Genomic DNA, 21,865 nt, shown 5'->3' with positions numbered 1-21,865 from the left:
CGCTTGATGGCAGCGTCGCGGCGGCCGCCACAACCGCAGATCGCCCATCCGTTCGTCTGGCGTCCGGGTGACGGGCTGAATGCTGGATGCGTCCAGCGCATGCGCGCGCGCTTTCCTCGACCGCTGAAGCCGATGGGCGAAGCGTGGTTCATGGGCGAGGAGCGGCGCATGTTCGACCTCCTGCTCGCCGACCTCGAGCACTTGTCGCTCGATGACCTGCGCACGCCCCTTGATGAAATCGTGGCAGGCAATTCCTGTTTCGGGCCGATGGACGAATGGACCCGATGGTATCGCTACTTGTTGGCGCACCTGGTTCCGCGCCACCATGAGCAATCGTTCGACGGCCTGTACCAACGCCTGGTCACGGCGTTCATCGCCATCCACCCGCGCGGTATCGACGAGCCGTATCCGGGATTCGCCGACGATGCGAGGCACACCCTGGGCCGCTGCCTGATGGATCCGTTGCGCTGGGACGCACAGCGTTTGGCGCTCGCTGCGCCGGAGGATCCACGCAGCAGCAGCGAAGGACGGTTTGCGTGGAGCGTGGCGTACGGCGACTTTTCGGCAGGCATGTTCTTCTGTGCGAAGTATCTGGCCGAGAACGAACTACCTGGCTGGCTCGACTCGGTATTTGCGATCCATTGCCCGCTGTGGACCACGCAACTCTACACGTGGCTGCTGGCCACCTCGCCTCTCCTGCGTGGGGACGTGTTGGAGCTTCCCGAACTCGACTGCGATACGTTGATGGATGTCGTTTGGCATGGAGCGCACGTGTTGAAAGGCGATTTCTCCGGATGTTACGAACCTGCACCATCGCCGCTGCCGCTGCTGCCACCGGATCGCTGCCAGGCAGTGCTGGCCGCCGCGCGCAGGCACGTGTCGCAGGCGAGGTATTTCGCCTGGCTCGACGGTATCAAGCCGCATGCCTATCTGGAGACGATGCTGGGCGACATGCCCAATCGCTTCGAGGCGTTTTTCGAGATCGGCGCGTAGCTCCGCTTGCGGTGTGCAGCCGGTGCGGCGCACCAGTGTCGGCGCGCCATCGAGGTCGGGTCGCGGCTGAAGCCGCTCCTACAGCAAGCAGACGTGGCCGTCGTAGGAGCGGCTTCAGCCGCGACGCGCAGCCGCCGGCAGATCGCCGGGCGCTTCCATCACATCACGCCGTCGGTGCATCCGCATTGCGGTGATGTACCGCGCTGGATCTGTTGTCGCGCTCGGCCGCCAGCAGGGTCAGCGAGCGGCCGAGGCCGTGCCAGTGCGAACCGCCGGGCAGGCCGTGTTCGCCGTTGCGCTCGGCGGTGTCGATCAGCACGCGCCAATGTTCGCCTTCGACCAGCGGCAGGGTGAACTCCACATCCTCGACCGCGCCGTTGACGATCATCAGCAGGGTCACGTTCGACGCGGCCTGGCGCAGGCCGCTGGATGGGGCGCGGCCGTCCAGGCGCATCATCAGCGCGCGGGCGTGCGGATCGTGCCAGGAGGCCTCGGTCATCTCCTCGCCGTCCGGCGCCAGCCAGGTCACGTCCTTGATGCCCAGTTCCTCGTCGTAGGCGCCGTCGAAGAAGCGCGCGCGGTGCAGCAGCGGGTAGTGTGCGCGCAGGTGGGTCAGGCGCGAGACGAAGGCGCTGAGCTGGTGCGCGCGCGGGCCGGTTTCCCAGTTCAGCCAGGTCAGTTCGTTGTCCTGGCAGTAGGTGTTGTTGTTGCCGCCCTTGCTGCGGCCGAACTCGTCGCCGGCCAGCAGCATCGGCGTGCCCTGCGACAGCAGCAGGGTGGCCAGCATGTTGCGCATCTGCCGCAGGCGCAGGGCGTTGATCTGCTCGTCGTCGGTCTCGCCTTCCACGCCGTAGTTGGCGGAAATGTTGTTGTCCGAGCCGTCGCGGTTGTGCTCGCCGTTGGCTTCGTTGTGCTTGTGGGAATAGCTGACCAGGTCGTGCAGGGTGAAGCCGTCGTGGGCGGTGACGAAATTGACCGAGGCGGTCGGGCGGCGACCGCGATGATTGAACAGGTCGGCCGAGCCGGTCAGGCGCGTGGCCAGTTCGGCCAGCTGGCCTTCGTCGCCGCGCCAGAACGCGCGCACGTTGTCGCGGAACTTGTCGTTCCACTCCGACCACCCCGGCGGGAACGCGCCGACCTGGTAGCCGCCGGGGCCGACATCCCACGGCTCGGCGATCAGCTTGACCTGGCTCAGCAACGGGTCCTGGCGGCAGGCGTCGAGGAAGCCGCCCTTGGGATCGAAGCCGTGGTGCTCGCGGCCGAGGATGGTGGCCAGGTCGAAGCGGAACCCGTCCACGTGCATCTCCGACACCCAGTAGCGCAGCGAGTCGTTGACCATGCGCAGCGCGCCGGCGTTGGTCAGGTCGAAGGTGTTCCCGGTGCCGGTGTCGTTGATGTAGAAGCGGCGGTCCTCGGCCAGGCGGTAGTAGCTGGCGTTGTCGATGCCCTTGAACGAGAGCGTCGGCCCCAGTTCGTTGCCTTCGGCGGTGTGGTTGTAGACCACGTCCAGGATCACTTCCAGCCCGGCGCTGTGCAGCCGCGCCACCATCTGCTTGAACTCGGACACGGTGCGCGTGGCCATGTAGCGCGGATGCGGGGCGAAGAAGCCGATGGTGTTGTAGCCCCAGTAGTTGCGTAGGCCCTGCTTGAGCAGATATTCGTCGTCGACGAAGGCGTGCACCGGCAGCAGTTCCACCGCGGTCATGCCCAGGCGCTTGATGTGCTCGACCACCTCGTCCACCTTCAGCCCGGAGAAGGTGCCGCGCCAGGCCTCGGGCACCGAGGGGTGGCGCATGGTGGTGCCGCGCAGGTGGGTCTCGTAGATCACCGTGCTGTCCCACGGCGTCTGCGGACGCTGGTCCTTGCCCCAGGTGAAGGCCGGATCGATCACCGCGCACTTGGGCATGTAGGCGGCGCTGTCGCGGCGGTCGAAGCTGAGGTCGGCATCCTTGTGGCCGATGGTGTAGCCGAACAGGGCCGGCGCCCATTTCAGTTCGCCGACCAGTTGCTTGGCGTAGGGATCGAGCAGCAGCTTGTTGGGATTGAAGCGGTGTCCGGCGTCGGGCGCGTACGGACCGTACACGCGGTAGCCGTAGAGCTGGCCCGGGCGCGCGTCGGGCAGGTAGCCGTGCCAGATCTCGTCGGTGTACTCGGGCAGGGCGATGCGTTCGATCTCGCGGCCGCGATCGTCGAACAGACACAGTTCCACCTTGGTGGCGTGCGCCGAGTACAGAGCGAAGTTCACTCCCAGGCCGTCCCAGGTGGCGCCCAGCGGATACGGCAGGCCCTCGCGAATACGCGAACGGCGGGTGAGCTTGCGCACGGGCATGAAGGATCCTTAGGAAGAAGTGCTGCCGTTGCCGGCGCTGCGTCGCGGTGCCGGCGGCGGCAGCGCTTCGTCATCGGCCTCGGCGGCCGCTTCCGCGGCCACCAGGCGCTCGGCCATGGCCCAGTGGCGGGCGGCATGGCCGTCGGGTCGCCCTTCGGCTTCCCAGATTTCGTGTGCGAGTTGGCGGATGCGGCGTTGGCGTGTTTCTGCGTCCATGGCTTCTTGCGGGATCAGGGGGAGGCGACCAGCACGGCGATCGGGAATGCGGCAAACAGGGCCGACACCGGAACGGCCGACGTGGCGTCGACGGTAGCACCGGCCAGCACCGGACGATACTGTGCCTGCGGCAGTGTCAGAACCGTGTCACGCCAGTCCAGTTGCGGCCGCAGCGGCGCGTCCGGCCGCAGCGCCTGCGCGGCCGCGCTCAGCCGCGGCACCACCACCACCAGCGAGGTGCCCTCGTGCTCGCGCACGAAGCCGAGCACGTGCGCCGCCTGTGCGCCCTGCGCCTGCAGCGGCGTGTAGCTGCCGTGGGCGAACAGCGCCGGGTGCGCGCGCCGCAGCTGCAGCAACTGCGCGGTCAGCCAGGCCTTGACGTGGCCGCTGTGCCAGTCCTGCAGCAGCGCGTCCGGCGCGGTGGCGTCGCCCAGCCAGGCCTGGCGCAGCGCGTAGTCCACCGGGCGGCGGTTGTCCGGATCCACCAGCGACAGATCCCAGCCTTCGCTGCCCTGGTACAGGTCGGGCACGCCGGGCAGGGTCAGGCGCAGGGCGGTCTGCACCAGGCTGTTGAGCGCGCCGGCCGGGGCCAGCGCCGCGGCCGCCTGCGCCAGTGCTTCGCGCAGCGCGGCACCGGCCGGCTGCAGCAGTGCGGCGTCGAGCAGGGCGCGCGCATTGCGCTCGTAGTCTTCGTTCGGCCAGGTCCAGTGGGTGCGCAGCTTGGCTTCGCGCGCGGCCTTGAGCTGCCAGGCGCCGATGCGCTCGGCGTAGTCGCGCAGGCCGTCGGCGTCGTCCGCCGCCAGTTCCAGCGGCCACGCCGCCACCAGCATCTGCCACAGCATCAGCAGGTCGCCGGGCAGCGGCGCGGCGCTGCCGGCCGGCAGCAGGTCGGCCGACAGCGCCTGGAACCGCGTCACCTGCGCCTCCCACCACGGCGCCTGCGCGCTGAGCACGGCCAGGCGCATGCGCACGTCTTCGCCGCGCTTGTGGTCGTGGGTGGCGGTGGCCAGCAGCGCGCGTGGATAGCGCTGCGCGCGCACGGCGTTGGCCGCGTGGAACGCCTCCGGCGTCATCGCGAACACGTCCGGCTCGCTGCCGACTTCGTTGCGCGAGAGCAGCACGCCGTGGCGGTAGAAGGAGGTGTCCTCCACGGACTTGGCGTTGAGCGGCGCCGACAGTTGCTCCAGGCGCCGGCGCACGATCCGCCGCAGCGCCACCTGCGCCTTGCCGGTGCCGCGGCCGTCGCGGCTCCAACGTTCGATCGCGTCGATCGCCGCGCAGACCCGCGGCTCGGCGCCGGCACGCGCACGCTGCGCGGCCTGGGCCAGGCGTGCTGCGTCGTCGTCGTCCAGGCCATCGGGCCCGGCATAGGTGCGGTACACCTCGAAGTGCCGCAGCAAGGCCATCAGCCCGCGCGCCAGCATCTGCGGGCTGAACTCGCGGGTCAGCGGATCCAGGTGCGCGGCGGCGCCCAGCGCCTGCACGGTGCGCACGAACTCCGCCTGCAGCGAGCCCTGCAGGATCTCGTCGCGCGCGGCGCGCTGCTCCTGGCCGAAGTCGCCGCTGCGCCCGCTCCAGCGCCGCCACAGCGCGGTCAGCGGTTCGGCGCCGGCCGGGTCGTGCAGCACCGCGGCGACCTGGTCCATGAAGTCGTAGCCGGTGGTGCCGTCGCAGGGCCAGTCGCTGCGCAACTGCTCGTGCGGCGCCAGGATCTTTTCCAGGTACAGGGCGATGCCGCCCGGGGCGATGCCGCGGCGGCGGCCGGCGCGGTCCAGTTGCGTGCGCAGCCGCTGCACGTAGCCGGTGGGGTCGGCCAGGCCATCGACATGGTCGACCCGCACGCCATCGAGATGGCCCTCGGCGACCAGCCGCAACGGCAGCTCGTGGACTGCGGCGAACACGTCGTTCTGCTCCACGCGCAATGCCGCCAGCGAGGTGATGTCGAAGAAGCGGCGGTAGTTGAGCATGTCGTTGCCGACCCGCCACCAGGCCAGGCGATAGCACTGGCGTTCGATCAGCCGGTGCAGGGCGTCGTCGCCCAGCCGCGCGGCGTCGTTGAGCCGGGCCGCCCAGGCCGGGCGCGCGCTGGCCGGTTCCTGGGCGATGGCGCCGTCCAGGCGGATCGGGAAGCGCTGGTCGTGGTGCAGCAGGACGACGCTGCCGTCCTCGGCCACCTGCAGTTGCAGCGCGCCTTCGCTGAGCGCCTGCGCATAGGGGCGGTCCAGCACCGGCAACCACAGCTTGCCGTCGCGCCCGGGCGCGCGCCAGTCGATGTCGAACCAGCCGGCATGACGGCTGCGCCGACCGTGCGTGAGCACGTCCCACCACCACGGATTGCTCGGGTGGGTGGCCATGTGGTTGGGCACGATGTCCAGGATCAGGCCCATGCCGTGGCTGCGCGCGCGCTCGGACAGGTGCAGCAGCGCCGGCTCGCCGCCGAGCTCGGGATTGACCTGGCGCGGGTCGGTGACGTCGTAGCCGTGGGTGGAACCGGGCACCGCGGTGCCGATCGGCGACAGGTACAGGTGGCTGATGCCCAGCCCGGCGTAGTACGGCACCTGCGCGGCGGCGTCGAGCAGGGTGAAACCGGCATGCAACTGCAGGCGGGCGGTGGCCCGCAGGGGAATCATGCGCATGCGTCGGCTCCTTGCGCGGCGGTGGCGGTGGATTGGCGGGTCTGGGCGAAGGCGTCCAGGCGCGTGGCGAGGGTGGCGGCGGATGCGGCGGCATCGGGTGCGGGCAGGCGCCGGCGCCAGTTCGGGTGGCCGTCGACGGTGCCGGGCAGGTTGGGTTGCTGGTCCAGGCCCAGCGCGTCCTCGGCCGGCAGCAGCGCCAGCGGCGAGGGCGTGGCGGCGACGAAGCGCAGCGCGCCCAGTTCCGGGTCGGCGGCCTGCGCGGGCGGCAGCGCCGCGGCGACCGCCTGGTCCATGCGCGCGACGTCGTCGGTGCGTGCCTGGTGGTCGGCATGTTGCTGCGCGGCGTCGCTCAACTGCAGGCGCCGGCGCCAGTCGATGTCCTCGCCGCGGCGCCAGCCGCGCAGGGTCGGCAGGTCATGGGTGGTGGTGGTGGCGAGCGCATCGGGGCGCCACTGCGCCGGCGGCAGGAACGCGCCATCGCGGTCGCGGGTGAACAGCAGCACGTCGATGCCCATCACCCCGCGGCGCGACAGTTCGGCGCGGATGCCGTCCGGCACCACGCCCAGGTCCTCGCCGATCACGATCGCGCGGTGCCGCCAGGATTCCAGCGCGAGCAGGCGCAGCAGATCGTGCAGCGGATAGCGCAGGTACACGCCCGTGGACGAAGGCGCGCCGCGCGGGATCACCCACAGCCGCAGCAGGCCGAGGATGTGATCGATGCGCACGCCGCCGCGATCGCGCATCACTGCGCGCAGCAGTTCGATGAACGGCGCAAAGCCACTGGCGCGCAGCGCGGTCGGCGCATAGCCGCAGATGCCCCAGGCCTGGCCGTCGCCGTTGAACGCGTCCGGCGGCGCGCCCAGTTCCAGCCCCTGCAGCACCGCCTGCGGCCATGCCGCGGCCTCGGCGCCATGCGCGTCGAAGCCCACCGCCAGGTCGGCGATCAGGCCGATGCCCATGCCGTCGGCGCGCGCCTGGCGCTGCACGTCGGCCCAGCTGCGCGCGGCCAGCCACTGCGCGAACCGGTGCAGGCCCGGATCGGCATCGCCGAAGTCCTGTGCGGCGAACGCGGCATGCGCGTGCAGCGCGTTGCCGCCGTCGCGTTCGAACGCGGCCAGGTCGGCGTGCAGCGCCGCGTCGGCCTGGCCGAAGTCGGCGTGCAACTGGCGCAGCCACTGCCACTTCAACGCCGCCGAGGCTGGCCAGTCGATCAGCGGCCGCGCCTGCGCCTCGGCGAAGGCCTGTGCCAGCCCGGCTGCCTCCAGCGCGCGCTGTGCGGCGTCGGCGCCGAGCACGCGCGCCGGCGCCGCCTGCAGTGGATCGAGGAAGCGGCGGTCGCTGGGCGAATACGGGCTGTAATGCGCGCCGACCGGCCGCGCCGCATGCACCGGGCTCAGCGCGATGGCATCGCCGCCGGCTGCGGCGATGCGCGTGGCCCAGGCGGCGGTGCCGGCGGCGTCGCCGATGCCGGCGTCGTAGCCGCCCGGCGCCGAATACACCTGCAACGACAGGCCCCAGCGCCGCGGTTGCGCTGCGCCCACCGCGTCGGCGACGCCGTAGCAGCGCGGTGGTGCCACCGCCAGGGTGGTGCGGCGGTCGCCGTGCTGCAGGGTCCAGTAGCCGGCGGCATCGGGCGCGACGAGGCGGCCTTGTGCGTCGCAGTGGCCGTGCAGTGTCTGCCCGTCCTCGCCGTCGAGCCGGTACTGCGCGCCGGGCGCGGCGCCGACCTCGACCGGCACGCCGGCGTCGGCGGTCAGCAGCGGCGGCAGTGCGGCATCGGCCTGCAGCCGGCGCAGGCTGTCGCGGCAGGCGGCCGCATCGCGCGCGTCCAGGTCGAGCGCACCGAGCACATGGCGCAGGGTGTCGTCGGCAACCGTGCGCGGGGTGTCGCTGGCGTCGATCCAATCGACCAGCAGGCCGGCGGCGTCGGCCAGGGTGTGCAGGGAAGTGTCGGTCATGGGCAGGGCGAACCGGGCAGCAGGGCGGAGGAAGAGATATCCGCCGCGGTCCCGCCCGCGCGCGCCGACGGCGCGTGCGCGGCGGTGGGCAGCGAACGAGGCGGCCAGCGTGCCGGGGACGCTGTCGCGATGGCGTCGCGACAGCGGGCGCTCATGCGGCGTTGCCGGGCCGGTAGCGCGCGACGAAGGCGTTGGGCGGCAACTGCGCGGCGTCGTCGCCGGCGTTCTCCGCGTGCACGGTGCTGCCGGGCAGGTCCAGCGCCACCGGCGCGTCGCCGAAGTTGGCCGCCACGTGCCATTCGCCGTCGCCCAGGCGCCAGCCCGCCGCGATCGCCTTCGGGCCGATCACCCGTGCCCCGAGCGCGCTGGACTGGGTGAGGGCGGGCATCAGGTACTGGCGCCGCAACGCCATCAACGCCGCGAACCAGTCGCGCCAGCGCGCACCGTCGCCATGGGTGGCGTCGCTGATGTCGGCGATGGACGCCTGGAAGGTGCCCGGTGCGTTGGGGTCGGGGATGGTGGCGCGCTGTTCCGGATCGGCGAAGGCGGCGAAGTGCGCGAACTCACGGCGGCGGCCCTCGCGCACCGCCTCGTCCAGCGGCGGCGCGAAATCGGTGAAGAACTGGAACGGGGTCCGGCTGCCCCACGGCTCGCCCATGAAGAACAGCGGGATCATCGGGGTCAGCGCGGTCAGCGCCAGCGCCGCGCGCAGCGCCGGTTCGCTCACCTGGGTGATCAGCCGGTCGCCGCGGGCGCGGTTGCCGATCTGGTCGTGGTTCTGCGCGAAGATCACGAACTTGTGCGGCGGCAGGTGGCTGCTGGGCTCGCCGCGCGCGTGGCCGCGGTGGTCGGCCTGGCCCTGGAAGGCGAAGCCTTCGCCGAGCACCCGCGCCAGGTGTTGCGCCGGCGCGTCGGCAAAGCCGGCGTAGTAGCCCTCGTGTTCGCCGGTCAGCAGCACGTGCAGGCTGTTGTGGAAGTCGTCGTCCCACTGCGCGCTGTAGCCGCGTTCCAGCACACCGGCCTGGTTGGCCTCGTTCTCCAGCACCAGGTGCACGTGGCGCCCGTCGGCGACGCTGGCCATGATCGCCTCGCGCAGGGTGTCGAGGAAGGCGTTGGGCACGATCGCGTGCACCGCATCCAGGCGCAGGCCGTCGAAGCGGTATTCGTGCAGCCACATCAACGCGTTGTCGATGAAGTAGCGCTGCACCGGCGGCAGGCGGAAATCGATCGCCGCGCCCCACGGGGTCGGCGCGTCCTCGCGGAAGAAGGTCGAGGCGTATTGGCCCAGGTAATTGCCGTCCGGGCCGAAGTGGTTGTAGACCACGTCAAGGAACACGCTCAGGCCCAGGCCGTGGGCCTCGTCGATCAGCGCCTTGAGTTCGTCCGGATGGCCGTAGGTCGAGGCCGGCGCGTACGGCAGCACGCCGTCGTAGCCCCAGTTGTGGCGGCCGGGGAATTCGGCCAGCGGCATCAGTTCGATCGCGGTCACGCCGAGCGCGGCCAGCGTCGGCAACTGCGCACGCAGCCCAGCGTAGCCGCCGCAGGTGCCCACGTGCAGTTCGTAGAACACGGTCTCGGCCCAGGGCCGGCCGCGCCAGTCGTCGTGGCGCCAGGCATGGCCGTCGGTGGCCAGCACCGCACTGGGGCCATGGACGCCGTCGGGTTGCCAGCGCGAGGCCGGATCCGGCACCGGGGTGCCGCCGTCGATGGCATAGCGGTAGCGGGTGCCCGGCGCGCAGGCCAGGGTAGCGGCGAAGTAGCCATCGCCGATCGCCTGCAGCGGCTGCCGCCGATCGTCGCCGAACACCAGCTCCACGCGCTCGGCATCCGGCGCCCACAGCGCGAAGGCGACCTCGCCGTTGGCGCCTGGCCAGGCGCCGGGGCGCAGGACCGCGCGTGGGGCGGCGGAGGAATCGGTCGAGACAGCGGTCGTGGCCATGGTCAAAGGTCCGGTTGCAGCCAAAGGGTGGACAGCGGCGGCAGCGTCAGCGCCAACGCCTGCGCATGCCCGTGCATCGGCTGCGGCAGGGTCGACAGCACGCCGCCGTTGCCCTGGTTGGAACCGCCGTAGTAGCCGCTGTCGCTGTTGAGAAGCTCGCGCCAGCGTCCGCTGCGCGGCACCCCCACGCGATAGTCGTGGTGGACGTTCGGCGTGAAGTTGCTGACCGCCAGCAATGGTGGCGCGTCGCCGTCGCGGTCGTGGCGGACGAAGGCGAAGACGCTGTTGCGGTGGTCGTCGGCGATGCTCCATTCGAAGCCGTCGCTGCTGCGGTCGCTGCGGTACAGCGGGGGCAACGCGCGCAACTGCCGGTTGAGGTCGGCGACCAGACGCGCGACGCCGCGGTGCTCGGGCTGCTGCGCCTGTGCCCAGTCCAGCGGCCGGTCGTGGTCCCAGTCCTGCCATTGCCCGAACTCGCAGCCCATGAACAGCAACTTGCGCCCGGGATGCGCCCACATGAAGGCCAGGTAGGCGCGCAGGTTGGCGAAGCGCTGCCAGGGGTCGCCGGGCATGCGCGCCAGCAGCGAGCCCTTGCCGCGCGCCACCTCGTCGTGCGACAGCGGCAACACGAAGTGCTCGGAGAACGCATACACCAGGCCGAAGGTCATCTCGCTGTGGTGGTGTTGCCGGTACAGCGGATCGCGCTGCAGGTAGCGCAGCGTGTCGTGCGCCCAGCCCATGTTCCACTTGTGGCTGAAGCCCAGTCCGCCCTGCTGCGTGGGCGCGGTGGCGCCCGGCCAGGCGGTGGATTCCTCGGCGATGGTGCGCACGCCGGGGAAACGCTGCGCGATCTCGTCGTTGAGCCGGCGCAGGAAGGCGATCGCCTCCAGGTTCTCGCGGCCGCCGTGGGCATTGGGGATCCACTCGCCGGCGTTGCGGCCGTAGTCGCGGTACAGCATGGCCGCCACCGCATCCACGCGCAGGCCGTCGACGTGGAAGCGCTCGATCCACTCCAGCGCGCTGCCGATCAGGTAGGCCACCACTTCCGCGCGGCCGTAGTTGTAGACCAGCGTGTTCCACTCGCGATGCACGCCTTCGCGCGGGTCGGCATGTTCGTACAGGGCGCTGCCGTCGAAGCGCTGCAGGCCGTGCGCATCGTCGGGGAAATGCGCGCCGACCCAGTCCAGCAGCACGCCGATGCCGGCCTGGTGGCAGGCATCGACGAAGCGCGCGAAGCCCGCGGCGTCGCCATGGCGCGCGGTGGGCGCGTACAGGCCCAGCGGCTGGTAGCCCCAGGAGCCGCCGAACGGATACTCGGCGATCGGCAGCAGTTCGATATGGGTGAAGCCGAGCCCGCGCACATAGGGAATCAGTTCCGCGGCCAGCGCGTCCCAGTGCAGCGGCTGGCCGTGGCGGTCGTGGCGCCAGGAGCCAGCGTGCAGTTCGTAGATGCTCAACGGCTGCGCGCTGCCGGCCTGGGCCTCGCGTTGCGCCAGCCAGGCCGCATCGCCCCAGGTATGGCTGTCGGCGTACGGCACCACCGAGGCCGTGGACGGCGCCGGCGCGCTGCTGCGCGCCACCGGATCGGCCTTGCGCGGCAGCACGCTGCCGTCGGCGGCCTGCAGTTCGTATTGATAGTGTTCGCCGCCGTGCAGCCCGGGCACGAACAGTTCCCAGACTCCAACCTCGGGATGCGGGCGCAGCGGATGCCGGCGCGCGTCCCAGCCGTTGAAGTCGCCGACCAGCGCCACCCGCCTGGCATTGGGCGCCCACACCGCGAAGCGCACGCCCTCGACGTCGTCCACGCGGGCATGGTGCGCGCCCAAGGCGATGCGCAGCGCGGCGCCGTCGCCGGCGGCCAGGTCCTGCAGCCAGGCCGGATCAAGCAGCGGCCCGAAGGCATAGGGGTCGTCGCATTCCTGCACCGCGTCCGGCCACACGATGCGCAGCCGGTAGGGCATGGGCTGCTTCAGCTCGCCCTCGAACAGGCCCTCGGCCTGCGGGTGGGCACGCATGCGTGCGATCAGCTTGCCTTGGGCGTCGAGCAGGCCCAGCGCCTCGGCGCCGTGCGCCAGAACACGCACCCGGACCGTGCCGTCGGCCCGTGGATGCGGCCCCAGCCAGGCAAAGGCATCGCCGGCCTCGCCGCGGGCCAGCGCCTGCAGCGCAAGGCCGTCGCCGTCGTCTTCTGTTTCCGCCACCGGGTCCCGGCCGGCGGCCGGGTCCACGGCGTGTTCCCGATCGCTCATGCGCTCGCCAATGCGCTCGCGTTGGCCGCGGCGGTGGTCGTCTGCAGCGGCACGCCGCCGGTTGCCGGCCGCGCCCCGGCGGTGCGCTCGTACAACGCCATGTACTTGCGGCCGGCCAGTTCCCAGCCACTGGGCCGCAGCATCGCCGCGCGGCGCATCGCCTGCAGCAGGCCCGGCAGGCGGAAGGTGCGGAACACCCGCTGCAGGCAGCGACGCAGACCGTCGGCCGAGGCTTCCTCGAACAGGAAGCCGGTGACGCCGTCGTCCACGGTGTCGATCAGGCCACCGGTGGCGTGGGCGATCGGCAGGCTGCCGAAACGCTGCGCGTACATCTGGCTGAGCCCGCACGGTTCGAAGCGCGAGGGCATCAGCAGGAAGTCGGAGCCGGCGAACATGCGCCGCGCCAGCCGCTCCTCGAAGCCGATGTGCGCGCCGACGTGGCCGGGGTAGCGCCGTGCCAGCGCCGCCACCGCCTGTTCGATCTGCGGCTCGCCGCCACCTATGATCACGATCTGGCCGCCGGCGGCGACGATCTGCGGCGCCACCTCGCAGATCAGGTCCAGGCCCTTCTGGTGCACCAGTCGCGAGACCACCGCGAACAGCGGGCCGTCGCTGTCGAGCAGGCCGAACGCCTGGCGCACCTGCGCCGCGTTCTCGCGCTTGCCCTGGATCTGGCCGACGCCGAAGTGGGCTGGCAGGTGGGCGTCGGTGCGCGGGTCCCAGCTGGCGTCGATGCCGTTGACGATGCCGCTCAGGCGGCCGCTGGCAGCGCGCCGCGCCAGCAGCGCGTCCAGGCCGCAGCCCTGCGCCGGGCCGGTGATCTGCGCGGCATAGCTGACGCTGACCGTGTTGACGTGATCGGCGTGGACGATGCCGGCGCGCAGGAACGACATCTGCCCGTAGAACTCCAGGTCCTGCAGGCCCTCGGCGGGGATGCCCAGGGCGCCGGCCATGGCGTACGGGAACAGGCCTTGGTAGGCCAGGTTGTGGATGGTCAGCAGGCACGGCGTGCGACCGCCGGACCAGCGCACATAGGCGGCGGCCAGCGCGCATGGCCAGTCGTTCAGGTGCAGCAGCTCCGGCGTCCAGTCCAGCCCGGCCTGGCCGCCGGCGATCTGCGCGGCGGCGTGGGACAGGGTGGCGAAGCGCAGCGCGTTGTCTTCCCAGTCGCGGCCTTCGCTGGAGACGTAGGGCGAACCCTGGCGCTCGAACAGTTGCGGGCACAGCAGCACGTAGACGCACAGGCCGTCCGGGCGCTCGGCCCGGCCCAGCGCGCAATCCGGCAGTCCCGCGTGCGCGGCGATGCGGCCGACGATCTCCAGCGGCCCGGTGGTACGCAGGACCGCCGGATACCCGGGAATCAGCACACGGATGTCGCAGCTGCCGCGCAGCGCCCGCGGCAGGGCCGCGGCGACGTCGCCCAGGCCGCCGGCCTTCACGAAATCGGCCATTTCCGAGGTCACGAACAGGCTGGTACGGCGCGGCGCCGGGTTCAGCTTGACGGTCACCTCGGCATTGCGGACAAAGCGACCGCGCGCATCGCGGTAGCGGCGGCGCGGCGCGTGCAGCACCGGATGGGTATCGCGTTGTCTATCGGTCAGGTCGGCGGGGGTGGGGGGCGACATGGCGGTTCCGTCTGGGAAGGGGGAGGACGGGGCACACGGAAAGCGACTGCCACCGCGCGCCCTGGCGGGCGCGCGACGTAAAGCGAAAAAAGAGGCACAGCAGCGTCGAAACGGGACAGCGATGTTGCAATGCGATAATGCAGGAGCAAAGTACGAATGGCGCGATAAAAGAGGCGTGAAGTGCGCGCTTGTCTACGGCGACATGATGAAAGCGGCGCATATTGGATTTCCCCGAACTTCAGGCGCCGCAGGCCGGTGGCGCGCTGCCAGCGCCGATGAATCGTTTAGCTTCCGGCTTTTGTTGCCGCACCCGTGTCGCGCTTCCCGTGCGACTGTGGCGACCACCTCCGTTGTGCGAGCTTCATGCAGCCTATGGTGCAGTGTGCGCATGACAGTCTTGAAACCGCAGATGCGCCGCGAGCTGGACGGCTTCGTCCTCGACGCGCTGCTGCGTCCGCGCCCGGATGGCGTCCTGGAGCCGCAGATCCGCATCACCGACAACGACGGTGCCGTGCTCGGCCGGCACGCGTTCGACGGCGTCTACTTCCGCGATGCGCATGCCGGTGCTTATTTCGTCGCCGAGCGTTTGGCGGCAATCCGTTCGGCACGGTACGGAAAGCTGGTCTTCGCCTGACCGGCGTGCCTCGCCCGCGCCGCGCTCGATGGCCGCAGCGACGCACACCGGCGCGCCTGGTTCAGTGTTCGGTCTGCAGGCGGTCCAATGCCGCCAGCAAGTCGGCGCGGCGATACGGCTTGGGCAGGAAGCCGGTCCGCGGCGGCAGCATCCCGGGGTCGGGCGCATGCATGCCGGAGGTGAGCAGGGCAGGGATGGTGATGCCGCGGCGGCGCAACTTGCGCACCATGCCCAGGCCGTCGCAGCGAGGCATCTGCACGTCGCTGAAGATCAACTCCACCTCGGGGTTCCGTTCCAACACCTCCAGCGCTTCCTGCGCGGTTGCGGCCGACAGGACCCGGTATCCATCGGCAGCCAGCATGGCGGCGGCCAATTCCCGGATCGTCTGGTCGTCCTCCACCAGAAGAATGGCGGTGGAGGCGGAGGTGACGCGCATAATCCTGTTATCGCTTTATAAACAATCCACGCCAGCTTCACGATTACTTGGTGAAGCGCTGGTGACGCCCGGGCAATCCCGATATTCTCGTCCTCATTCACTGCGAGACGCGGCTTGACCACTCACGCTCACTATCGGCAGATCGTCGAGCTCTCGCACGACTGCATCAAGGAAGTCGGGCGCGACGGCATCGTTCGCTCGATCAATCCGCATGGTCTGGTGTTGCTGGGCGTCTCCGACCCCGCCGATATCGTCGGCCACCCCTGGGCGGAGCTGTGGCCCGAGGACATGCGCTCGCTGACCGAGGGCGCCTTTGCTGCGGCGCTGGGCAACGAGCAGCGCGAATTCTGGGCCGAGCGCCCGTCGCTGGATGGGCGGCGGCGCTGGTGGCACGTGATGGTCAGTCCGCTGGCCAACGCCTCGGCGCGGGTCGAGAGCGTGCTGGTGATCAGCCGCGACGTCACCCAGCAGTACCAGATCGAGCAGGCCCTGCGCGCGCTGGGCGATCTGGCCCCGGTCGATGCCGAGGAGGTGCCGCTGGGACCGGCCGATGCCGCCGCGCTGGGTCGCCATTGGCAGGCCGAGCAGTCGCAGTTGCGCGGGCAACTGGACATCGCCCTGGCAGCGCAGCGCGTGGCCGAGCGCGCGATGACCCAGGCGCAGAAGGGCGAGGCGATCGGGCAGATGCTGGCCGGCGTGGTACACGACTTCAACAACATGCTGCATACCGCGATGACCTCGGTGAGCATGGTGGCCGAACACCCGCAGCGCCTGCAGCCGGACCAGCGCCGCCTGCTCGGCATCGCCAGCGAGGCCCTGCAGCACGGCGCGGGAATGACACGGCGCCTGCTCGGTTTCGCCCGTGCGCACCCGGTCAAGCCCGCCTGGCTGGACCTGAACGCGCTGGTGACGCACATGCAGCCGCTGCTGGCGCAGGCGCTGGGCGGCGAGATGCGCCTGCACGTGTTCGGCTGCACCGAGGAGGCGACGACCTACGCCGACCGCAACGCGGTCGAGCAGGCGGTGATGAACCTGGCCCTGAACGCGCGCGACGCCAGCCGCCCCGGCGACGTGGTGACGATCCGCTGCGGCGCGCTGGAGGTGCCGCCGTCGCGCGCGGCGGCGATGCGCCAGCCGGGGAGCTATGTGACCCTGGCGGTCGGCGACCAGGGCGAAGGCATGTCCGAGGAGGTCAAGTCGCGCCTGTTCGAGGCGTACTTCACCACCAAGCCCGAAGGCAAGGGCACCGGCCTGGGCCTTGCCCAGGTCTACGGCCTGGTGCGCCAGGCGGGCGGCTTCGTCGACGTGGAGTCGGAACTGGGCCGCGGTACCACCATCACCCTGGCGTTTCCGTTCGTGGCGCAGCCACCCGGCGACGAGGGTGATAACGAGGGCGCGCCAGGGCCGCCGCCGCCGCCGGCCGGCTAACCCCATCATCCTGCGGCGCGCGCCGGAAGGCGGTCGCTGATGCGCACCGCGAAGGCCTCGCGCAGCACCTGCAATGCCCGCTGCTGGCGCCCGGCATCCAGCGCCGCGCAACACGAGGGCGGCACCTGCACCTGGAAATCACGCATGCGTGCATCGATCGCGGTGGCCAGCACGCAGGCATCGGTGGCGATGCCGGTGACCAGCAGGCGCGTGGTCTGCAGCCGCGCCAGCAGCAGGGCCAGGGCCGAGCCGAGGAAGGCGGAGTGCTTGGGCTTGAGCACGGAGTAGTCCTGCGGCTGCGGCGCCAGGCAGGCGGCGATGCGTGCGCCGCGCTGCTTCGGGTCGGCGCACAGCGTCCATAGGCCCTCGAAGTCGGTCCGCCAGTCGGCGAAGTTGTCGTTGGCGAACAGCACCGGCCAGCCGCGCCGATGGAAGCGCACGCGGACCTGGGCGATGCGCTCGGCCACCGGCAGCGCCGCAGCGGCCAGGCGCGCGCCGTCGGGGAAGTCGAAACGGCTGATCATGTCCACGATCAGCAGCGCCGGCGCTCCGGGCGGCGCCGCTGCCTGCGCGTGCCGATCCTGTTGCCGCTGGGTGCCTGTGCGTCGCCGGGTGGGCTGGCGCATGCGTCGATCCTCCATTGCCGGGCTGGCTTCATGGTCGGCGCGGCAGGTGAAACGCGGGTGAGCGCGGATGAAGGCGGCATCGCTGAACGGATGCGCCGGCGCCACCGTGGCAGCGGCCATGGCCGCCTTCGCGAAAGCTTACTATTTAAGGTTTACATTGACGGGCGTCTTTGTCCGTCGACAGGAGAGCACGTGGTATCAACTGGCGTACATAACCAGGCGCGCGTGGCCGCGACGGCATCCGCCGTGCCGGCCGCCCGCGGCACTTCCCGATGGCGCTGCGGCGCCGGACGCGATCGGCGGATCGCATGAGCGCGGTCGCCCCCACACCGGCCGTGCACGTCGATGCGCCCCTGGATGCCGGCCAGGCGGTCCTGCCGCCTGAAGCGCCGCTGGACATGCCGCTGCAGTCGCTGCAGGAAGGCAAGCTGCGCAACAAGCGCCTGCCCAGCACCCCGATGGGGATCGGCTGGCGGCGTTTCTACGTGTTCGGTACCACCGCGGCGATGACCGCCTACGCCAGTTGGCTGATCGCCAAGGTCCTGCTGATCGGCGGCGTGAGCGTTCTCGAAGCCTGCCTGATGGTGCTGTTCATCCCGTTGTTCGCCTGGATCGCGCTGTCCTTCGTCAGTGCGCTGGCCGGTTTCTTCACCCTGGTGTTCGGCAAGGGCCGCAAGCTCGGCATCGATCCGGATGCGCCGCTGCCGGTGGTGCGCAACCGCACCGCGCTGCTGATGCCCACCTACAACGAGGATCCGCACCGGCTGATGGCCGGCCTGCAGGCGATCTACGAGTCGGTGGAGGCCACCGGCCAGATCGAGCGCTTCGACTTCTTCATCCTAAGCGACACCACGCGCCCGGCGATCGGCGTGGAAGAAGAGAAGGTATACGCCGAACTGGTCGAGCGCGTCGGCGGCCACGGCCGGCTGTTCTACCGGCGCCGCGCCAGCAACGCCGGGCGCAAGGCCGGCAACATCGCCGACTGGGTGCGCCGCTTCGGCGGTGCCTATCCGCAGATGCTGATCCTGGACGCCGACAGCCTGATGACCGGCGACAGCATCGTGCGCCTGGCCGCCGGCATGGAGGCCAACCCCGATGTCGGCCTGATCCAGACCCTGCCGGAAGTGGTCAACGGCAATACGCTGTTCGCGCGCATGCAGCAGTTCGGCGGCCGCGTCTACGGCCCGGTGATCGCCTTCGGCGTGGCCTGGTGGCACGGTTCGGAAAGCAACTACTGGGGCCACAACGCGATGATCCGCACCGAGGCCTTCGCCGCGCAGGCCGGCCTGCCGTCGCTGCCTGGGCGCAAGCCGTTCTGCGGCCACGTGCTCAGCCACGATTTCGTCGAGGCGGCGCTGATGCGCCGCGGCGGCTGGGCCATGCACATGGTGCCGTACCTGCAGGGCAGCTACGAGGAAGGCCCGCCGACGCTGACCGACCTGCTGGTGCGCGACCGCCGCTGGTGCCAGGGCAACCTGCAGCACTCCAAGGTGGTGCGCGCGCGTGGCCTGCACTGGGTCAGCCGCATGCACATGCTGATCGGCATCGGCCATTACTTCACCGCGCCGATGTGGGGCATGCTGATGCTGATCGGCATCGCCATTCCGCTGCAGAACGGCGGGTTCGACCTGGTCGCCTCGGTGATCTCGCCGTTCTCGCCGGCGCGCTACTGGCACCAGCAGGATTCCACGCGGGTGGCCTGGGTGTTCGCGGTGACCATGTTCGTGTTGCTGGCGCCCAAGGTGATGGGCTACTTCGCGATGCTGCTCAAGCCGGGCGAACGCCGCGGCTGCGGTGGCGGGGTGCGCGCCTTCGTCAGCATGCTGCTGGAAACCCTGCTGGCCGCGTTGATGGCGCCGGTGGTGATGTACGTTCAGTCGCGCGGTGTCGCCGAGGTGCTGGCGGGCAAGGACTCGGGCTGGGACGCGCAGCAGCGCGACGACGGCCGCATCGCGTGGTCGGCGCTGCTGCGCAGCTACGGCGGACTGAGCGCGTTCGGCCTGCTGATGGGCGGCATGGCCTACGCCGTGTCGCCGTCGCTGGCGGCGTGGATGGCGCCGGTGGTGATCGGCATGGCGCTGGCGGTGCCGGTGGTGGCGATCAGCTCTTCGCGTGCCGCCGGCCTGTGGCTGCGCAAGCTGCGCATCCTGGCCATTCCCGAGGAGTCGCAGCCGCCGGCGGTGCTGCTGCGTGCCGCCGAACTGCGCCGCGAAGCCGCCGCACGCCGGGCCGAGGCCGAGGCGCAGGCCCAGGGCTGAGGCCGGCATACTATCCGGCCTCATTCATCGGGAACCGACATGCTGGAGACAGTGGAGCACGAGACCGGCGCCGCGCCGGCCTGGACCGTCCTGTGGCTGCACGGCCTGGGCGCCGACGGCAACGACTTCGCGCCGCTGGTGCCGGAGCTGGTGCGGCCGCACTGGCCGGCGCTGCGTTTCGTGTTCCCGCACGCGCCGGTGCGGCCGGTGACGGTCAACAATGGCGTGCGTATGCGTGCCTGGTACGACATCGTCAGCATGGACTTCTCCAACCGCGCCGACAGCGCCGGCGTCGCCGAATCGGTGGCCCAGGTCGAGGAACTGATCGCGCGCGAGGACGCGCGCGGCGTGCCGGCCGAGCGCCTGCTGCTGGCCGGCTTTTCCCAGGGCGGGGCCATCACCCTGGCCGCCGGCCTGCGCCGCGAGCGGCCGCTGGCCGGCCTGATCGGCCTGTCCACCTATCTGCCGGAACTGGAGAGCGTCGCCCGCTGGCATGCGCCGGCGGCCCTGCGGCAACCGCTGTTCATGGCCCACGGCCAGGGCGATCCGGTGATCCCGCAGCCCTACGCCGAGCGCACCGCGCAGACCCTGCAGGCGCTGGGCATGCCGGTGCAGTGGCGACGCTACCCGATGGCGCATCAGGTCTGCGCCGAGGAAATCGCCGACCTGGGCGACTGGATGGACGCCTGCCTCACCGGCAACTGAGAACGCCAGCCGCGTGGCGGCGTGGTGCGATACCCGTGGCGGGCGCCCTGAACCGGGGCTAGTATCGGCCGCAGCGCACGCCAGTCGAGTGAGGGAGACCTGGGTGAAGGTGCTGATCGCCGACGACGAACCCCTGGCGCGCGAACGCCTGCGCACGCTGCTGGCCGCGCATGCCGGCGTGGAAGTGGTGGCCGAAGCCGACAACGGCATGGACGCGCTGCACGCCTGCGCCGCGGCGCGACCGGACCTGGTGCTGCTGGACATCGCCATGCCCGGGCTCGACGGCCTGGAGGCCGCACGCCACCTGGCCACCTTCGATCCACGCCCGGCGGTGGTGTTCTGCACCGCCTACGACGCGCATGCGCTGTCGGCGTTCGAGGCGGCGGCGATCGACTATCTGATGAAGCCGGTGCGCGCCGAGCGCCTGGCCGCAGCCCTGCAGCGCGCCCGCACCTTCATGGCCGGCCGCGGCAACGGCGATGCCGCCGCGCCAGCGCCGCAGCGGCGCACCCACCTGTGCGCGCGCCTGCGCGGCAGCCTGCGGCTGATCCCGGTCGACGACATCCACTACCTGCAGGCCGAGGAAAAGTACGTGGTCGTGCACCACGCCCGCGGCGAGGACCTGATCGAGGAGTCGCTGCGCGCGCTGGAGGAGGAATTCGCCGAACGCTTCGTGCGCATCCACCGCAACTGCCTGGTCGCGCGCCACGAACTGGTGGAACTGCGCCGGCTCGGCGAGGGCCAGGTGCAGGCGGTGCTGCGCCATGGCAAGCAGCCGCTGGAGGTCAGCCGGCGCTGCGTGGCGCAGCTGCGCAAGGAGATCCACCAGCGCTGATGCCGCCCGGACCGCGCGCGTGCAGCGGCGGACCGCGGCTTTCCGCGATAATGCGCGCATGAAGATCCTGCGCATCGCTACCCGCAAGAGCCCGCTCGCCCTGTGGCAGAGCGAGCATGTCGCCGCCTGCCTGCGCCGCGCGCACCCGCATCTGGACGTGGTGCTGGTGCCGATGAGCACCCGCGGCGACGAAGTCCTGGACCGCTCGCTGGCGGCGATCGGCGGCAAAGGCCTGTTCCTGAAGGAGCTGGAGCTGGCGATGCTGCGTGGCGAGGCCGATTGCGCGGTGCATTCGCTCAAGGACGTGCCGATGGAACTGGACCAGCCGTTCGTGCTGCCGGCGATCCTGCCGCGCGCCGATCCGGCCGATGCGCTGATCTCCAACCTCTACGCCTCGCTGGACGCGCTGCCGCTGGGCGCGCGCGTCGGCACCTCCTCGCTGCGGCGGCAGGCACAACTGCGCGCGCGGCGCCCGGACCTGGAGCTGCTGGACCTGCGCGGCAACGTCAACACGCGCCTGGCCAAGCTCGACAACGGCGGCTACGACGGCATCGTGCTGGCCTGCGCCGGCCTGCAGCGGCTGGGCCTGGAGGGGCGCATCACCCAGCGCCTGCAGGCGCCGGACTGGTTGCCGGCGCCGGCGCAGGGCGCGATCGCGGTGGAATGCCGCGAGGACGCCAGTGCCGCGCTGGCGCTGTTCGCCGCGCTCGACGACGCGCCGACCCGCCGTTGCGTGGAGGCGGAGCGGGCGATGAACCGCGCCCTGCACGGCAGCTGTCACGTCCCGGTGGCGGCGTTCGCGCAATGGCGCGGCGAGGACCTGCTGCTGCAGGGCCTGGTCGGCGGCGTGGCCGACGGGCGCCTGGTGCGCGCGGAGCTGCAGCGCAGCGCCCAGGATCCGGAGGCGCTGGGCCAGGCCGTGGCCGAGGCCCTGCTCGGCGCCGGCGCGCGCGAACTGCTGGATGTCGATCTGCCGACCTGAGGGCGCCCACCGCTCC

Annotated in this window: 16 protein-coding genes; 7 read left to right on the top strand and 9 right to left on the bottom strand. The window is 71.1% G+C overall.

Features of this window, described 5'->3' with window-relative positions; all coding sequences use genetic code 11:
- Positions 1–6 precede the first annotated feature (6 nt).
- Positions 7–993: a hypothetical protein gene (locus tag J7357_RS19890; RefSeq protein ID WP_209249164.1), complete on the top strand. Its 987-nt coding sequence runs from the start codon at positions 7–9 to the stop codon at positions 991–993.
- A gap of 163 nt (positions 994–1,156) precedes the next feature.
- Here J7357_RS19890 and glgX read toward each other — a convergent pair whose 3' ends face one another.
- The 7 genes from glgX to glgA form a co-directional block, all read right to left on the bottom strand.
- Positions 1,157–3,322, bottom strand: a complete 2,166-nt coding sequence (gene glgX, locus J7357_RS19885; protein WP_209249163.1) for a glycogen debranching protein GlgX — start codon at positions 3,320–3,322, stop codon at positions 1,157–1,159.
- Between the two features lie 9 nt (positions 3,323–3,331).
- On the bottom strand, positions 3,332–3,538 hold the full coding sequence (locus J7357_RS19880; RefSeq protein WP_010341051.1) for a DUF2934 domain-containing protein: 207 nt from the start codon (positions 3,536–3,538) through the stop codon (positions 3,332–3,334).
- Positions 3,539–3,552: 14 nt separating this feature from the next.
- Positions 3,553–6,168, bottom strand: coding sequence for a malto-oligosyltrehalose synthase (gene treY / locus J7357_RS19875; protein ID WP_209249309.1), 2,616 nt, complete (start codon positions 6,166–6,168; stop codon positions 3,553–3,555).
- Positions 6,165–8,132 carry a 4-alpha-glucanotransferase gene (gene malQ, locus J7357_RS19870; protein WP_209249161.1) on the bottom strand — a complete coding sequence of 656 codons (1,968 nt, stop codon included), beginning with the start codon at positions 8,130–8,132 and terminating at the stop codon, positions 6,165–6,167. The genes treY and malQ overlap by 4 nt, the downstream gene beginning before the upstream one ends.
- A 151-nt stretch (positions 8,133–8,283) precedes the next feature.
- Complete coding sequence (gene treZ / locus J7357_RS19865; RefSeq protein ID WP_209249159.1) at positions 8,284–10,071, bottom strand: malto-oligosyltrehalose trehalohydrolase; 1,788 nt, start codon at positions 10,069–10,071, stop codon at positions 8,284–8,286.
- A 2-nt stretch (positions 10,072–10,073) separates the two neighbouring features.
- A complete protein-coding gene (gene glgB / locus J7357_RS19860) occupies positions 10,074–12,320 on the bottom strand; it encodes a 1,4-alpha-glucan branching protein GlgB (protein WP_209249157.1) in 2,247 nt (748 codons plus the stop codon).
- A complete protein-coding gene (gene glgA / locus J7357_RS19855; RefSeq protein WP_209249155.1) occupies positions 12,317–13,945 on the bottom strand; it encodes a glycogen synthase GlgA in 1,629 nt (542 codons plus the stop codon). Before glgA ends, glgB begins: the two co-directional genes overlap by 4 nt.
- Before the next feature lie 409 nt (positions 13,946–14,354).
- Between glgA and J7357_RS19850 the strand changes: the two genes are divergently transcribed.
- Positions 14,355–14,579: a hypothetical protein gene (locus tag J7357_RS19850; protein ID WP_209249153.1), complete on the top strand. Its 225-nt coding sequence runs from the start codon at positions 14,355–14,357 to the stop codon at positions 14,577–14,579.
- A gap of 61 nt (positions 14,580–14,640) precedes the next feature.
- Here J7357_RS19850 and J7357_RS19845 read toward each other — a convergent pair whose 3' ends face one another.
- Positions 14,641–15,015, bottom strand: coding sequence for a response regulator (locus tag J7357_RS19845; RefSeq protein ID WP_209249151.1), 375 nt, complete (start codon positions 15,013–15,015; stop codon positions 14,641–14,643).
- A 114-nt stretch (positions 15,016–15,129) separates the two neighbouring features.
- Between J7357_RS19845 and J7357_RS19840 the strand changes: the two genes are divergently transcribed.
- Positions 15,130–16,443 carry an ATP-binding protein gene (locus J7357_RS19840; RefSeq protein ID WP_209249149.1) on the top strand — a complete coding sequence of 438 codons (1,314 nt, stop codon included), beginning with the start codon at positions 15,130–15,132 and terminating at the stop codon, positions 16,441–16,443.
- A 5-nt stretch (positions 16,444–16,448) separates the two neighbouring features.
- Here the strand turns inward: J7357_RS19840 and J7357_RS19835 are convergent, their stop codons facing one another.
- Entirely contained in the window at positions 16,449–17,069 is a 621-nt protein-coding gene (locus J7357_RS19835; RefSeq protein ID WP_244667685.1) for an isochorismatase family cysteine hydrolase, read from the bottom strand.
- Positions 17,070–17,377: 308 nt separating this feature from the next.
- On the opposite strand from J7357_RS19835, the gene mdoH reads away from it, so the two are divergent.
- The 4 genes from mdoH to hemC all read left to right on the top strand — a co-directional run bounded on the left by mdoH (position 17,378) and on the right by hemC (position 21,849).
- A complete protein-coding gene (gene mdoH, locus J7357_RS19830) occupies positions 17,378–19,327 on the top strand; it encodes a glucans biosynthesis glucosyltransferase MdoH (protein WP_209249145.1) in 1,950 nt (649 codons plus the stop codon).
- A 39-nt stretch (positions 19,328–19,366) separates the two neighbouring features.
- Entirely contained in the window at positions 19,367–20,032 is a 666-nt protein-coding gene (locus tag J7357_RS19825; RefSeq protein WP_209249143.1) for an alpha/beta hydrolase, read from the top strand.
- Positions 20,033–20,120: 88 nt separating this feature from the next.
- The gene (locus tag J7357_RS19820; protein ID WP_209249141.1) at positions 20,121–20,867 is read left to right on the top strand and encodes a LytTR family DNA-binding domain-containing protein; all 747 of its coding nucleotides are present in this window, start codon (positions 20,121–20,123) and stop codon (positions 20,865–20,867) included.
- Positions 20,868–20,925: 58 nt separating this feature from the next.
- On the top strand, positions 20,926–21,849 hold the full coding sequence (gene hemC, locus J7357_RS19815; RefSeq protein WP_209249139.1) for a hydroxymethylbilane synthase: 924 nt from the start codon (positions 20,926–20,928) through the stop codon (positions 21,847–21,849).
- Positions 21,850–21,865: the final 16 nt, after the last annotated feature.

Source organism: Xanthomonas sp. D-109 (assembly GCF_017746095.1).
Classification (GTDB): domain Bacteria; phylum Pseudomonadota; class Gammaproteobacteria; order Xanthomonadales; family Xanthomonadaceae; genus Xanthomonas_A; species Xanthomonas_A sacchari.
This window is presented reverse-complemented; position numbering and strand designations above follow the sequence as displayed.

What these genes read in the sequence shown, in the direction of transcription:
- hemC (WP_209249139.1), top strand. Translation starts at nt 20,926, where the DNA reads ATGAAGATCCTGCGCATCGCTACCCGCAAGAGCCCGCTCGCCCTGTGG.
- J7357_RS19890 (WP_209249164.1), top strand. Translation starts at nt 7, where the DNA reads ATGGCAGCGTCGCGGCGGCCGCCACAACCGCAGATCGCCCATCCGTTC.
- J7357_RS19845 (WP_209249151.1), bottom strand. Translation starts at nt 15,015, where the DNA reads ATGCGCGTCACCTCCGCCTCCACCGCCATTCTTCTGGTGGAGGACGAC.
- J7357_RS19880 (WP_010341051.1), bottom strand. Translation starts at nt 3,538, where the DNA reads ATGGACGCAGAAACACGCCAACGCCGCATCCGCCAACTCGCACACGAA.
- glgX (WP_209249163.1), bottom strand. Translation starts at nt 3,322, where the DNA reads ATGCCCGTGCGCAAGCTCACCCGCCGTTCGCGTATTCGCGAGGGCCTG.
- J7357_RS19850 (WP_209249153.1), top strand. Translation starts at nt 14,355, where the DNA reads ATGCGCCGCGAGCTGGACGGCTTCGTCCTCGACGCGCTGCTGCGTCCG.
- glgB (WP_209249157.1), bottom strand. Translation starts at nt 12,320, where the DNA reads ATGAGCGATCGGGAACACGCCGTGGACCCGGCCGCCGGCCGGGACCCG.
- treY (WP_209249309.1), bottom strand. Translation starts at nt 6,168, where the DNA reads ATGATTCCCCTGCGGGCCACCGCCCGCCTGCAGTTGCATGCCGGTTTC.
- treZ (WP_209249159.1), bottom strand. Translation starts at nt 10,071, where the DNA reads ATGGCCACGACCGCTGTCTCGACCGATTCCTCCGCCGCCCCACGCGCG.
- J7357_RS19835 (WP_244667685.1), bottom strand. Translation starts at nt 17,069, where the DNA reads ATGCGCCAGCCCACCCGGCGACGCACAGGCACCCAGCGGCAACAGGAT.
- malQ (WP_209249161.1), bottom strand. Translation starts at nt 8,132, where the DNA reads ATGACCGACACTTCCCTGCACACCCTGGCCGACGCCGCCGGCCTGCTG.
- J7357_RS19825 (WP_209249143.1), top strand. Translation starts at nt 19,367, where the DNA reads ATGCTGGAGACAGTGGAGCACGAGACCGGCGCCGCGCCGGCCTGGACC.
- mdoH (WP_209249145.1), top strand. Translation starts at nt 17,378, where the DNA reads ATGAGCGCGGTCGCCCCCACACCGGCCGTGCACGTCGATGCGCCCCTG.
- glgA (WP_209249155.1), bottom strand. Translation starts at nt 13,945, where the DNA reads ATGTCGCCCCCCACCCCCGCCGACCTGACCGATAGACAACGCGATACC.